The organism is bacterium, from assembly GCA_013360215.1.
Lineage (GTDB): Bacteria > CLD3 > CLD3 > SB21 > SB21 > JABWCP01.
This window is the reverse complement of sequence record JABWCP010000010.1, coordinates 84,946-98,730: the sequence shown is the minus strand read 5'-3', so window position 1 is coordinate 98,730 and position 13,785 is coordinate 84,946. Positions and strand designations below refer to the sequence as shown.

The following is a 13,785-nucleotide window of genomic DNA, read 5'->3' as shown; positions in this document are numbered from 1 at the left end:
GACACCCGCGTACGCGGGTGAGACAATACGAATAACTTCACGCTGCCACGCCCGTGAAAGCATGTCGTTCCCGCGAAAGCGTGTCGTTCCGGCGCAAGCATGTCGTTCCCGCGCAAGCATGTCGTTCCCGCGAAAGCGGGAACCCACTGTGAAGAAATAAATTCGTTAACCACAATGCTAAACCTGTGGTCACATAGACACCCGCGTACGCGGGTGAGGCAATACGAATAACTTCACGCGGCCACGCCCGTGCAAGCATGTCGTTCCCGCGAAAGCGTGTCGTTCCCGTGAAAGCATGTCGTTCCCGCGAAAGCGGGAACCCACTAAAAACAGGACGTTGCATCTTTAAGTATGGATTTGATGGTTTAAAACGGTTGTTCCAATGTAGTTATTCGTATTAACTATTAATTTTCGCACATTTCACGGAAATTAAAAACAAACAAAACAGCGCGCCATGCGTATGTAAATGTGTTTCTGTAAAAACGAACGAAACGGTTTTTTGGTAATAAATATTTTGTGAATGCGGCCACGGTTCTTTAGACCAACACCTTACAAATCGTTAGAAATGCATCGATAATCAACCTGAAAATAAAATTACAGTTATGCTCGCTTCTTCCAAAATTCTGATCATAGATGACGACGAAGACGTGCTTTTGGCCGCGCGTCTTTTTCTGAAGCAACACGTGGAAACCGTTCGTACGGAAAAAAATCCGGAGCGCATCCCGCACTTGCTCAAAGAAGAAGCGTGGGATGTGATTTTTTTGGATATGAATTTTACCCGCGATGTGAGCAGCGGAATCGAGGGTTTTCAGTGGCTTGAGCGTATTTTGCAAATCAAACCGGATGCCGTCGTGATCATGATCACGGCCTACGGGGATGTCGATATGGCCGTGCGGGCGATCAAAGCGGGGGCGATGGATTTTGTTCTCAAACCCTGGCAAAACGAAAAACTCTTAGCGACGTTATCCGCGGCTGTACGACTGCGCGTTTCGCGGCGTGAGGCCGATCAATTGCGTGATCGCGAAAAACAATTGGTGCAGGCGATGGAGTCGCCGATGGCGGAGTTTATCGGTCAAAGTGAGGCGATGAAAAAAGTTTTCGCCACGATCGAAAAAGTCGCCGCGACCGATGCCAATGTGCTGATCCTCGGTGAAAACGGGACGGGTAAAGAATTGGTCGCACGCGCCTTGTATCATCGCTCCCACCGCAAAGACAAACCTTTTATCACCGTCGATCTCGGCGCCATCAGTGAAACGCTTTTTGAAAGCGAACTGTTCGGTCATGTAAAAGGCGCTTTTACCGATGCCAAAGAAGATCGTGTGGGCCGTTTTGAAGTGGCCGGCGGCGGCACATTGTTTTTGGATGAGATTGGAAATCTTTCGTTGGCCTTGCAATCCAAATTGTTGACGGCCATTCAAAAAAATGAAATCACCCGCCTCGGCTCGAACAAACCGATCGCGGTCAATGCGCGCCTGATCTGCGCAACCAATATGCCGATCAAACAAATGGCGGAGGAAAAAACTTTTCGCCAGGATTTATTGTACCGCATCAATACGATCGAAATCCAGTTGCCGCCGCTGCGCGAACGGAAGCCGGATATTCATTTATTGACGGATCATTTTGTCAAACTCTATGCAAAAAAATATCAGAAACCCGCGCACACACTAAGCCCGTCGGCTATCCATAAACTGGAAAATTACCCGTGGCCGGGTAATGTGCGCGAACTGCAGCACACCATCGAGCGTGCCGTGATTTTATGCGATGCCCAGCTTATGACCGCGGATGATTTTGCGTTGGAGTTAGGTCGCACGCGTACGGAGCCCTTACAAGTCGATGATTATAATCTCGAAGAAATCGAAAAAGCGCTGATTCACAAAGTGATCGAAAAACACAACGGCAATATCAGCCAGGCCGCCAAAGAACTGGGGCTTACACGCACGTCGCTTTACCGCCGTTTGGAGAAACATGGTATCTAAATTTCGACTCATGGTGATCGTGCGTATCCTGTTATTGACAGCGACGATCAATGTGTGGATTTATGTCATGCGGGCGACGGAGCTGTATGTCACTATGGCGCTGCTCGCCGTGATCGTGGTGTACCAGATCGGCAGTATGATCGTGTATGTCGAAAAAACCAATCGCGACCTCCGGCGATTTCTGGAAGCCGTTCGTCATGAGGATTTTACGCAGACGTTTGCCGGCGCCGGTCTCGGTTCGTCGTTTGATGAACTGAAATCCGCGTTTAACGAAATTATTACCAATTTTCGCAAGACACGCGCCGAAAAAGAAGAACATTTCCGCTATCTGCAAACGGTCGTCCAGCATATCGGTGTGGGTTTGATCGCGTTTACCTCCGACGGTACGGTCGAGCTGATGAATACGGCGGCGCGCCGGCTTCTCAGGACAGGGCAATGGCTTCCGACCGTGGATCTGAAAAATATCCACAGTATCAAAACATTGAGCCCGTCGCTGGCCGATGCGTTTATCAACCTGAAAACAGGGGATAAAGCCATCATCAAAGTGGAAATGCGGAGCGAATTTATGCAGCTGATGGTGCAAGCCACGGAGTTTCGACTGCGCGAGCAGCTCTATCGCCTTGTTTCCCTCCAAAATATCCAGACGGAATTGGAAGAAAAAGAAATGGAAGCGTGGCAGAATCTGATTCGCGTACTGACGCATGAGATTATGAATTCGGTAACGCCGATTTCTTCGCTCGCATCCACCGTCAATGATCTCATAACCAAAACTTATGAAAATGAAAACCAAAACAAGCCGGACTCCGACACGCTTTCGGATATTCACGGCGCTTTGACGACGATCCAAAACCGCAGCCAGGGACTGATCCATTTTGTGGATGCGTATCGCAATCTGACCAAAATTCCTAAACCTACGTTTCGCTTAGTGACGGTGGAGGAACTTTTTGCCCGGATCGAACATCTGATGCGCCCGCGTATGGCGGAGAAAAAAATTCTTTTCAGTAAATCCATAGACCCCCAATCGCTCGAAATCACCGCCGACAGCATCCTGATCGAGCAGGTACTCATCAATCTGCTGGTCAATGCGATGCATGCCGTCGAAGGCCAATCGCGTCCGGAAATCTGGCTTCGCGCGGATATGGACGAAAACGGGCGCGTGTGCATTCACGTCACCGATAATGGGTACGGTATTATCGAAGAAGCGCTCAATAAAATTTTTATTCCGTTTTTTACGACCAAACCCGACGGCAGCGGCATAGGACTCAGTCTTTCGCGTCAGATTATGCGTCTGCATCGCGGCTCCATCACCGTCCAGTCCAAGCCGCATGTGAAAACCGTTTTTACATTACGTTTTTGATCGTCCCTGCCATTAATTTTATTTGAGGAGATAGGTATGAATCATACAATCGTCCGATTTCTTTTACTTGTACTGCTGCTCAATGTCGTCCGGTATATCGCCGCGTTTCCTATGGAGATGATGCTCGTTTTTCCGGGACTTTTTGGTGCGATGGAGTCCGCGCCGGGTGTGTTTAATGTGAGTTTTACTACCGGAGACTGGATCACATCGTATGTGTATAATTTTATCCTCTGGACGGTAAGTGTTTTTATTTTTCATCGCATGGCCCCGGTCGTCGGCGGCAAATGGATCATCAAAAGCGTTAAGATATTTTTTCTGCCGTGGTTGTTATTTGTAAGCGTCAGTGCGATCTATATGAATCACTACGCGCATACTAAAATGTTTTACGTCTATACTATGTTAGACAGTGTGATTACGTTTGGTATCGTCGCCGTGGCCAATGGGTTATTGTATCCGCGGATTATGGGAAAATCTTCATCCGTCGGATAGCCCCAATGCGCGTTGACTGATCTGAAGGGTATGTTATCTTCTGAAGGGTATCAAACATGACACGCGGCTGCAATAAAGCGCGGGTTCGTTTCTCTTTTGAAAATCGGTACGGTTCGGCTGTATCAAAATGATGTTTGAAAAGCTTTTTTCTCGATCGCGTTTCTACAAATAGTCATTGACAAATGAAACGGGTACATATATACTTACGCATCTATCCCGTCTGGTATGCCACGTCTCGAAGGGTTCTTTAGTTAACTTATATTTTTGATGTTAGGCGTAGCAATATGCACGATAAAGTAATTCGTTTAGATGCGACTATCCGCAACAAGGAAAATCGTGTTTTGATCAGATTTGGTTTTGATGAGGGACTGATAGCTCTTGTAAAACAACTTCCGGACATCCGATGGGACTCTGCCGATAAGGCATGGCAAATGCCTAATACCAAAGAAAATGTTAATCGCATTTTTTTGCTTTTTAGGGGTAAAGCGTGGATTGATTACAGTGCATTGAAATCCCAAAAAACGGAAAATAAACCGGCGCGAAAAGATGCCCACGCTAAGATGATTTTACCGAAACAGTTGAATGAGGAAGTTCTAAGAAAGCTTGAGCAATTTGGGGAGTGGTTGCAATCAAGACGATACGGTGAAAACACGATCAAAACCTACACCGATGCTTTACGAACATTTTTACGATTTCATCATAGTGTACCTCCTGATAAAATCACCAATGATCACATTATTAAGTTTAATGTCGAGTATATTGCAAAGGGACATTATTCGGCGGCATTTCAAAATCAGGTTGTCAACGCCGTAAAATTATTTTTCAGCAAAATTGAAAACACCGTTTTGGATTTGAAAAGCGTCCATAGGCCAAGACGTGAAAAGTTATTACCCAATGTACTAAGTAAGCAAGAGGTTAAAGCCATTTTAGATGCACCTAAAAATATCAAGCATAAAGCGATGTTGAGCTTGATATACAGTTGCGGTTTACGAAGAAGCGAATTACTAAATTTAAAAATTACAGATATTGATTCGAAGAGAGGTTTGGTCATCATAAAACAGTCTAAAGGGAAAAAAGACCGGGTCGTCCCATTAGGTTTGAAAATATTACAACTTCTGAGAGAATATTATCTTTCGTACAAGCCAAAAAAATGGCTGTTTGAAGGGCAAAATAAAGAAGAACAATATAGCGAACAAAGCCTTGGAAAGGTTTTAAAAATGAGCGTGGAAAGCGCAGGAATCAGAAAACCGGTGAGTCTGCATTGGCTGAGACATAGTTATGCGACACATTTATTGGAAAACGGAACCGATTTGAGGTATATTCAAGAAATATTGGGACATAGCAGCAGCCGAACTACAGAAATATATACCCATGTCAGCACGAAAAATTTACAACAGATTAAAAGCCCTTTCGATGATCTATAAAAAAATATTATGAACCGATAAGCATACCAAAGGTGTACCAATCCCCATATTTTGGTTAGATTGATAAACTAAAGGTTGCGATATAAACACGTTGTGCGTCAGCTTAAAAGACAAGACCCCGATAATGGAAATACCACCTTAATATAAAAGAAGTGATTATGAAGGGTGGAACTTTTCAGGGACAACTTTCAGCATTTCAATAAAACAATCTTCCCATTGACTTGGAGATAGATTCACGATTTTTAAGTTCAAATTAATTCCAAATTTTTCGGAAATCTCATTAACCTGACTTTTTCTGAATATTAATTTTAAAGCCGTTCTGACAGGTAAATTAGGTTTTTGTAACAGAAAGGATAGAAAATTTAAATATTTGACTTTCTGATTAAAATCAATATGTAAAGGTTTTCGTTCAATTTTAAGAAAAGCAGACTTAACAGTTGGAGGAGGTATAAAACTATTAGGATTTATTTCGTAAACTATCTTCAAACTATAAAATGTATGATATAGGATAGTGTAAGGATTAAAGATTTTGTCTACAAATAACTTTTTAGCAGGTTCTAATTGCAGGAAAATTGAACCGCCCTGAAAACTTTCCATATTTTCAAACATCAATATTTTTAAAATTTCTGATGTTATACCAAATGGTATGTTAGAAACAACCTTAAACGAAAAATCAGGAATTTTATAATTTCTGAAATCACATCCAAAAACTTGAATGTTTTGAGTTTGTTTAAATTTGTGTTTTAGATGCGTTATTAACTCAAAATCATTCTCAATCGCAATGACTAATTTTGCCTTTTGTAGTAGATGTACAGTTAGAAATCCTTTTCCTGCACCAATATCTAAGACCGTATCGTTTTGATTAATTCTTGATTGTTTTATTGCATCTTCAATTAGCACTTTGTCAATTGTAAAGTGCTGACCTGTAAATCTTACAGGCAATTTATTTTTATTCATTATGACTTCTTACAGGTGCTGAATTCAACTTGCAAATGCAACTGAATTCTGGTTAATAATTTGTTTAAATTTTTCATTTGGTGTGAGGTATCCAAGTCTTTTACGAGGTCGATTATTGAGGATATTTTCTATCCTTTTAATCTGCTTATTGGTTATCTCACTAAAGTCCGTACCCTTTGGAATGTATTGCCTAATTAGTCCGTTAGTATTCTCATTAGCACCTCTCTCCCAAGAATGATATGGCTTACAAAAGTAGAAATCTAGTTCTAACTTTTGTGCTATTTCCTCGTGTTTTGCAAATTCTTTTCCATTATCAGCCGTAATAGTATAAATTAAGTTCTTTACTTTTCGTAGAGCCCAAGCGGTTACTTTAGCTACTGGGATGGCTTCTTTCCCTTGTAGTTTTCGTATCCAAACCCTACCTGTTAGTCTATCATTAATGGTAAGAATTGCACCCTTGTGATTCTTACCTATTATTGTATCTATCTCTAAATCTCCAAATCTCTCTTTGTTATCAACCACATTTGGACGCTCATCAATATCTACTCTGTTAGGGATAAATCCACGTCCTGCGTTCTTTGAGCCACGTTTAGCATACTTACGTCCCTGCCGCCTTAGATACTTGTGTAACGTGCCACCTTTTCGCTTCTCCTCCCATATCCAGCGATAAATAGTTTCGTGAGAGACCATTGGCTTATCCTCATTCTTGCTCCTACCTGCAATCTGTTCAGGGCTAAAACCTCTTTTTAAGAGCTTCTTAACCCTACGCTGCATCTGTAAGGTAAATAGCTCTTTACGTCTCTTATCTGCCTTGCGTTTATCTGCTTTGCGCTGTGCTAAATCCATAATATACTTACCACTACGCATATCACAATTACGCCTTAACTCTCGGCTTACAGTACTTTTATCTACTTCGATAGTCTTTGCTATCTCTATTTGTGTATAACCTATTTGCAACATCGCAAAAATGGTATATCTTTGTTCTACGGTTAAATGTTTCATATCTACAACTAAATCTTTGGACGGACACAGGCGAAGATAGTAATATTTATCCATTCAGCAGAGCGAAGGAGAGTAACTCTCTCTTTCCTCTCTGAAAAAATATTGTATCTATTCCTATGCAACAATCATAAATTAAAAGTTGCATTTACAAGTTGAACTCAAGGGTGAATACTTGAATTCAAATCGTAGCGATGTGAAAGACAGTATTACCTGACAGAGCAACTATGACAAAGAAATGCCTTCATTAAAAATGACGACACACCAAAACATAGGCTGTTTGTCTTGCCAAAAAGATTATGGAAAATTTATTTGGGACTGTCTATCACTTAGATAGTCGTCCAAGGTCTGCTGTAATACATAATGAAAAAAACCTAAATAATTGAATGCAAAATTAGTAACTTTGCTTAAATTTACAATAAGAAAATGAAATAAATAAAAGCCGAACGCACAACAAAGTGTATATGCCATAAGGGTTTCAGTGGGTATTTAAGCATTGTAGCCCGCTCAAACTTTCGTGTCGGTGGACAGGGAACTACTCCGCAATCCCTTACGGCACATACACTCGACCGTTAGCCATAATTTTAACAAAAATGAAAACAGATACGCAATACATAAAAGAAAATTTTATTGAATTAAAAGAATTGTCTGAAAAAACAGGATTCTCTGAAACCGAAATTTTAGAGCTAATAGAAAAGGAGATTATTCCTAATTACTCCTATTCTATTGAGAAACAAGAAATAATAACTTCGCCTTTATCCGACAAATTAGTAAATACTAAATACGAAAAATATTTTTCAAAAAGTCATATTGAAAAGTTAAACGACTACAAGAATTTCAAGAAAAAACCAGAAGAAATAAAAGAAACATTTAAACAAAATTTCGTTCAAAATTTAAAGAATCACAACGAAAATAAATTTGCGTATGACAATCTATTCATAAATAAAACGGAAGAAATAGATAGGTTACTAAATGAAGTTTTTGAAACAGAATGGAAACATTATTGTAATGGAATTTACGGAATATGCACTTTAAATGCTTCTGAAAAAGAAATTGTAGAAAAGGAAATCGTCATTAAAAAACTTATTGAATTTAATCAAAAGTATGGAAATAGTACTTTAAACGAAACTAACAGAGATGAACTTCTAAAACTTAACGAAGAATTTAATCAAGTAACTTCTTTATTTGCTCCATACCAAAGAAAAACAAGTAGTAGAGGAAAGTATATTGACAAATTATTAAAAGAAAACAACCTAAACGGGTTAATAAAAAACTATGGCTAACAAGGTATTGCCAAAAGCGGGGCTAAAGTTCTTCTATTGAACTTTTTTGCTTTATTTGAACTTTAGTAATTCTATTGAAGTTCAGTGCTAAAAGTCCCCGCCTTCGGCAATACCCAAACCGTTGTGCCTCATTGTAGAAAAGCCGACCGCACAAACAGCACATTTGGTTTTTTGCCGACACATAAAGCCAACGCTGAAAAACCAAAAGAGCTGTTTTTTACCAACGCTTGACAGAATAAAATTTGTACATTTGCAGTTATAAAGAATATGACTAGATTTTTTTACATAGCATTATTAACCCTGATTGGTTTCTTTTTGACACCAACAGACTCTTATGCTTGTGGGTCAAATTCTGAAAACATAGAAAATACTAGCACCAAACAATCTAATACGAAGACAGAAAAAAAAGATTGTTGCAACACAGAAAAAAGACAATGTGGTAAACACGGTAAAGATTGTGATGGGAAATGCGGTAATCCAGCTTGTCATTGTCCTACTAATTGCACAAACTTTACAATTCCTTTTTTTGACGGATTTTCAGGAATTACAATAATCGTTAGTAAGCTTAACTTTTATTATCAAGATACCTATTATTCATCAGGTTTCCTTTCTATTTGGCAACCGCCCAAAATAGGCTAATTTTTTGCCTTGACAGCCATAGGTCTGTCTAATTGAAAGCATTTTTCTTGCTTTCAAATTCAATTATTCGTTAAACATTTAATTTAAAAAAAGATGAAATCAATAAAAATATTGATGGCAATTACCCTATTGCTATCGTTCACAGCGTGTAACGCTCAAATAAAAAACGCCAAAACCGAAAGCGTAAAAATATATGGTAACTGCGGAATGTGCGAAAGCACCATTGAAAAAACAGGAAATGTTAAGAAAGTAGCCCAAGTAGATTGGAACAAAGATACCAAAATGGCTACGCTTACATACGACCCAAGTAAAACCAGTCAAGACGAAATCTTAAAACGGATTGCATTGGCAGGTTACGATAGCGACCAATTTCTTGCACCTGATGATGCGTATGCCAAACTTCCTAATTGTTGCCAATACGACCGTGCAAAAAAAACGGAAATTGTGAAATCAGAAACGATTAACGACCATACTAATCACAATCACGGTGGAGCAACAGACAAGCCAACTGAAACAAAACAAGAAGTAAATCAACTATCATCAGTTTTTGAAAATTACTTCGCTCTAAAAGATGCTTTGGTAAAGTCTGACGGAAATCTAGCTTCTTCCAAAGCAAAAGAATTGCTCAATGCTCTTAATGCGGTACAGATGAATAAACTTTCAAATGAAGAGCATACTGTTTGGATGAAAGTAATGAAAGACTTGAAATTTGATACCGAACACATCGAAGAAACCAAAGATACGGGACATCAAAGAGACCATTTCAATACTTTGTCAGATAATATGTATCAACTCTTGAAAGTTTCTAAACAAGAAACGCCTACTTATTACCAACATTGCCCAATGGCAAACAATGGCAAAGGTGCTAATTGGTTGAGCAAGGAAAATGCAGTTAAAAACCCTTATTACGGTTCTAAAATGCTTACTTGTGGTAAAACGGTAGAAACAATTGAATAACCAAAAATGGTGTAGCCTATTTGGCTACACCATTTTTTAAACGAAAAAACAAATGGAAAATAAAAAATATATTCCAGCATTGGGTTACGATTTTTTAACTGCCTATTATGATTTGGCAATTAAAATTACTATGCCCGAAAAAAAATTCAGAAGACTTTTGGTTGAAGAAATCAATCCACAAGCGAACGAAAAGATTTTAGAATTTGGCTTTGGTACAGGACAAAATTTGATTTTGGCACATAAGAAAAATCCAAAAACAAAATTAGAAGGATTGGATATAGACCCCAAAGTAAAGGCGATTGCCGAACATAAATTGGCAAAAAATAATACTTCAATTCCATTGCATTTATACGATGGTGGTATTTTACCTTTTACCGATAACACTTTTGATAAAGTTTACAATTGTTTGGTTTTTCATCAATTAGATGCTGAAACAAAATTGAATTGTCTTAAAGAGTTGCATCGGGTTTTGAAACCTAACGGTAAACTCATTATTGCCGATTGGGGAAAAGCACAGAACAAGTTAATGCGATTTACTTTTAGATTGGTTCAATTGTTAGATGGTTTCAAAACCACGAATGATAATGTAAAAGGATTGATGCCCGATTTTATTACAAAAGCAGGTTTTGACAATGTTTTGGTAACAAAATCTATCAATACAGCAATTGGCACATTTTCCTATTTCAATGCAACAAAAAATGAAATTTCTTAAATGGATAATCAAAAAAATATTTATAAAAAACTGTTGCCGATAGTTGTTTTACTATTGGCAACCACAAACACTATCGCCCAAAAAGTAGTCCGATATGACCTTTTTGTAAAAGACACTATCGTAAATTTTACAGGTAAAGAAAAACGAGCCATTGCCGTAAACGGACAAATTCCAATGCCTACACTTACGTTTACAGAAGGCGACACAGCAGAAATACACGTACACAATAGGCTTAAAGAAAGTACATCTTTGCATTGGCACGGTTTGTATTTGCCTAATAAAGAAGATGGCGTTCCGTACCTGACCCAAATGCCGATAGAACCTAATACCACGCACATTTATCGTTTCCCGATAATTCAAAACGGCACACATTGGTATCACAGTCATAGCGGACTACAAGAACAAATTGGAATGTACGGCTCAATGGTTCTTCTTAAAAGAACAGACGACCCTACTTTCAGAAAAGGGATTGACGATTTGCCGACTGTTCCAATTATTTTAAGCGAATGGACAGACTATAATCCTGACAATGTTCACAGAATGTTACACAATGCCAATGATTGGTTTGCCATCAAGAAAAACACCGTTCAGAGTTATGGAGAAGCCATAAAAGCAGGGCATTTCAAAACCAAATTAACCAACGAATGGAAACGAATGTTGGCAATGGATGTGAGTGATGTGTACTATGATAAATTTTTGATTAACGGAACATCTGAAAGTCAACTTTCTCAATTCAAAGCAGGCGATAAAGTAAGATTGCGAATTTCAAACGGTGGTGCATCATCTTATTTTTGGCTCACCTACGCAGGTGGAAAAATTACAGTAGTTTCCAATGATGGCAATGATGTTGAGCCTGTTGTGGTAGATAGACTGATAATCGGGGTTTCAGAAACGTATGACGTAATTGTTACCATTCCCGCAGAAAATACTTCTTACGAATTTTTGGCAACACCCGAAGACCGCACCAAATCGGCATCAATTTATATTGGTTCAGGTATCAAACAGTTAGTAAGTCCATTGCCCAAACTGAAATATTTTGAAGGAATGAAGATGATGAATGATATGATGAAAATGAACGGCAAAATGAACGATATGGGAATGGATATGTCGCTTCAACAAATGGATATGAATACGGTAATGTACCATGAAATTACAGGAGAAAATAAACCAAAATCATCTCAACATTCAGACCATAGCAATCATACAATGCCAAGCAATGACATTGTTACATTAAACTACGCAATGCTGAAATCACCCACCAAAACCACTTTACCAAAAGATGCACCTATCAGAGAATTAAGGTTTGAATTAACAGGCAATATGAACCGCTATGTGTGGAGTATGGACAACCGAGTGCTTGCAGAAACTGATAAAATTCTAATCAAAAAAGGTGAAATTGTAAGAATAACACTCTACAACAATTCAATGATGCGACACCCAATGCACTTGCACGGACACGATTTTAGGGTTATAAACGGACAAGGTGATTATGCACCACTTAAAAATGTGTTGGACATAATGCCAATGGAAACCAATGTTATAGAATTTGAAGCCAATTTAGATGGCGATTGGTTTTTTCATTGTCATATTCTCTACCATATGATGGCAGGAATGAACCGAGTTTTTAGCACAGAAAACCAAGAACCCAATCCCTTGCTGCCTGATAAAAAATGGGCTTACAAAAAATTACAACGGGAAAGCAATGAACTACATTTTATGTTCCAAAACGACTTTGCAACCAATGGTAATGACGGAATGACTATGTTACAAAATACCCGTTGGAGTTTTGGCACAGAATGGCGATTAGGTTATCACGACAGACACGGTTATGAAACTGAAACCCACATAGGACGATACATTGGCAGAAACCAATGGCTAATGCCATTTGTTGGTTTTGATTGGCGATACAGAAAACAAGATGGGGAATTTGAAAAAAATATTTTTGGGCAGACAAACACCAAAGACAATCGGACACAATTTAGTTTAGGGGTGGCTTATACTTTACCAATGCTTGTAATTTTACAAACAGAAGTCTATCACGATGGAAATGTAAGAGTACAATTAAGACGTGAAGACATTCCGCTTTCAAAAAGGTTTAGAGCCTCATTTATGGTAAATACAGACAAAGAATATATGTTTGGACTAAATTATATCGCAAGTAAAAACTTAGGGTTCAGAACACATTACGACAGTGATATGGGTTTTGGAATAGGACTGACACTTAATTATTAAATCCAACCCACAAGCCATACACATTGCCAAGTCGCACGAGCCGACACGCAAACCAAAACTTGGCAAAGAGTATAGCTTTCCCAATGCTGACAGTATTGACCGACAACATAACAGACGAAAAAGAACAACGAAGGCACAACATCGGTTTTGCGTAATGGCGGGCTCAGTGCAAAATTGTAACTTTGTGCATCTAATCAGCATTTGTGGTAGGCTGACAGTGAAGTACTTCTAAGTCCGCCACTACGCAAAGCCGAGAACCGTTATAACCAATACGGCAGACAGACCCGGACAATTAAATGACAAAGTTGAAAACCATAATTATTCTCTTCTTAATATTTGTCGTGACGGCTGGACTTTCGTTTTACTTCGAGGACACTTATCAAAAAACAATCAGGCATTTATATTGTTCGCTGACAAATTATAAAATTTCATTTAGCATCCTCGTAAATACTTCCATTTCGCAAGTGACTTGTTTGTTATCTCTTTCGGACTCTACACGACTCTGTTTTCCTATTTCATCTTTAAGCAGACACCAAGACAAAGATTAATTAATTGTGTATTAGCTATATTAATTTTTCCAGTAACAGTAATGTTGTATTTCTATTTTGACAGTTCAATTAAACTACTTGAATGCACTGCCTGTGACGACGGGACAAGGGTCTTGAGATACAATGACATTCGCTACGACAGTATTTTCGTCATTAGTTTAATCATTTCGTTATTACCAGTATTGACAACTCAGTTTAAAATGGTTATGCAG

The 13,785-nt window shown here is 38.9% G+C and carries 11 protein-coding genes; 9 read left to right on the top strand and 2 right to left on the bottom strand.

What is annotated here, in order from left to right; genetic code table 11:
* The first annotated feature begins 602 nt into the window (after positions 1-602).
* From HUU58_08815 to HUU58_08800, 4 genes are all read left to right on the top strand, one after another.
* The gene (locus HUU58_08815; GenBank protein NUN45771.1) at positions 603-1,976 is read left to right on the top strand and encodes a sigma-54-dependent Fis family transcriptional regulator; all 1,374 of its coding nucleotides are present in this window, start codon (positions 603-605) and stop codon (positions 1,974-1,976) included.
* Positions 1,966-3,333: a GHKL domain-containing protein gene (locus HUU58_08810; protein ID NUN45770.1), complete on the top strand. Its 1,368-nt coding sequence runs from the start codon at positions 1,966-1,968 to the stop codon at positions 3,331-3,333. Before HUU58_08815 ends, HUU58_08810 begins: the two co-directional genes overlap by 11 nt.
* Before the next feature lie 36 nt (positions 3,334-3,369).
* A complete protein-coding gene (locus tag HUU58_08805) occupies positions 3,370-3,822 on the top strand; it encodes a hypothetical protein (GenBank protein ID NUN45769.1) in 453 nt (150 codons plus the stop codon).
* A 284-nt stretch (positions 3,823-4,106) separates the two neighbouring features.
* The gene (locus tag HUU58_08800; GenBank protein ID NUN45768.1) at positions 4,107-5,246 is read left to right on the top strand and encodes a site-specific integrase; all 1,140 of its coding nucleotides are present in this window, start codon (positions 4,107-4,109) and stop codon (positions 5,244-5,246) included.
* Between the two features lie 156 nt (positions 5,247-5,402).
* On the opposite strand, the gene erm is transcribed toward HUU58_08800, so the two are convergent.
* Both erm and HUU58_08790 read right to left on the bottom strand, forming a co-directional pair.
* Positions 5,403-6,203: a 23S ribosomal RNA methyltransferase Erm gene (erm, locus tag HUU58_08795; GenBank protein ID NUN45767.1), complete on the bottom strand. Its 801-nt coding sequence runs from the start codon at positions 6,201-6,203 to the stop codon at positions 5,403-5,405.
* A 24-nt stretch (positions 6,204-6,227) separates the two neighbouring features.
* Positions 6,228-7,205: an IS30 family transposase gene (locus HUU58_08790; protein NUN45766.1), complete on the bottom strand. Its 978-nt coding sequence runs from the start codon at positions 7,203-7,205 to the stop codon at positions 6,228-6,230.
* A gap of 590 nt (positions 7,206-7,795) precedes the next feature.
* Between HUU58_08790 and HUU58_08785 the strand changes: the two genes are divergently transcribed.
* The 5 genes from HUU58_08785 to HUU58_08765 all read left to right on the top strand — a co-directional run bounded on the left by HUU58_08785 (position 7,796) and on the right by HUU58_08765 (position 13,025).
* Complete coding sequence (locus tag HUU58_08785; GenBank protein ID NUN45765.1) at positions 7,796-8,485, top strand: hypothetical protein; 690 nt, start codon at positions 7,796-7,798, stop codon at positions 8,483-8,485.
* Positions 8,486-8,752: 267 nt separating this feature from the next.
* Positions 8,753-9,124: a hypothetical protein gene (locus HUU58_08780; protein NUN45764.1), complete on the top strand. Its 372-nt coding sequence runs from the start codon at positions 8,753-8,755 to the stop codon at positions 9,122-9,124.
* 93 nt (positions 9,125-9,217) lie between these two features.
* Positions 9,218-10,081 (top strand): DUF3347 domain-containing protein, encoded by an 864-nt coding sequence (locus HUU58_08775; protein NUN45763.1) that lies wholly within the window; start codon positions 9,218-9,220, stop codon positions 10,079-10,081.
* Between the two features lie 52 nt (positions 10,082-10,133).
* Positions 10,134-10,793, top strand: coding sequence for a class I SAM-dependent methyltransferase (locus tag HUU58_08770; GenBank protein NUN45762.1), 660 nt, complete (start codon positions 10,134-10,136; stop codon positions 10,791-10,793).
* Positions 10,794-13,025, top strand: coding sequence for a multicopper oxidase domain-containing protein (locus HUU58_08765; protein NUN45761.1), 2,232 nt, complete (start codon positions 10,794-10,796; stop codon positions 13,023-13,025).
* Positions 13,026-13,785 lie beyond the last annotated feature (760 nt).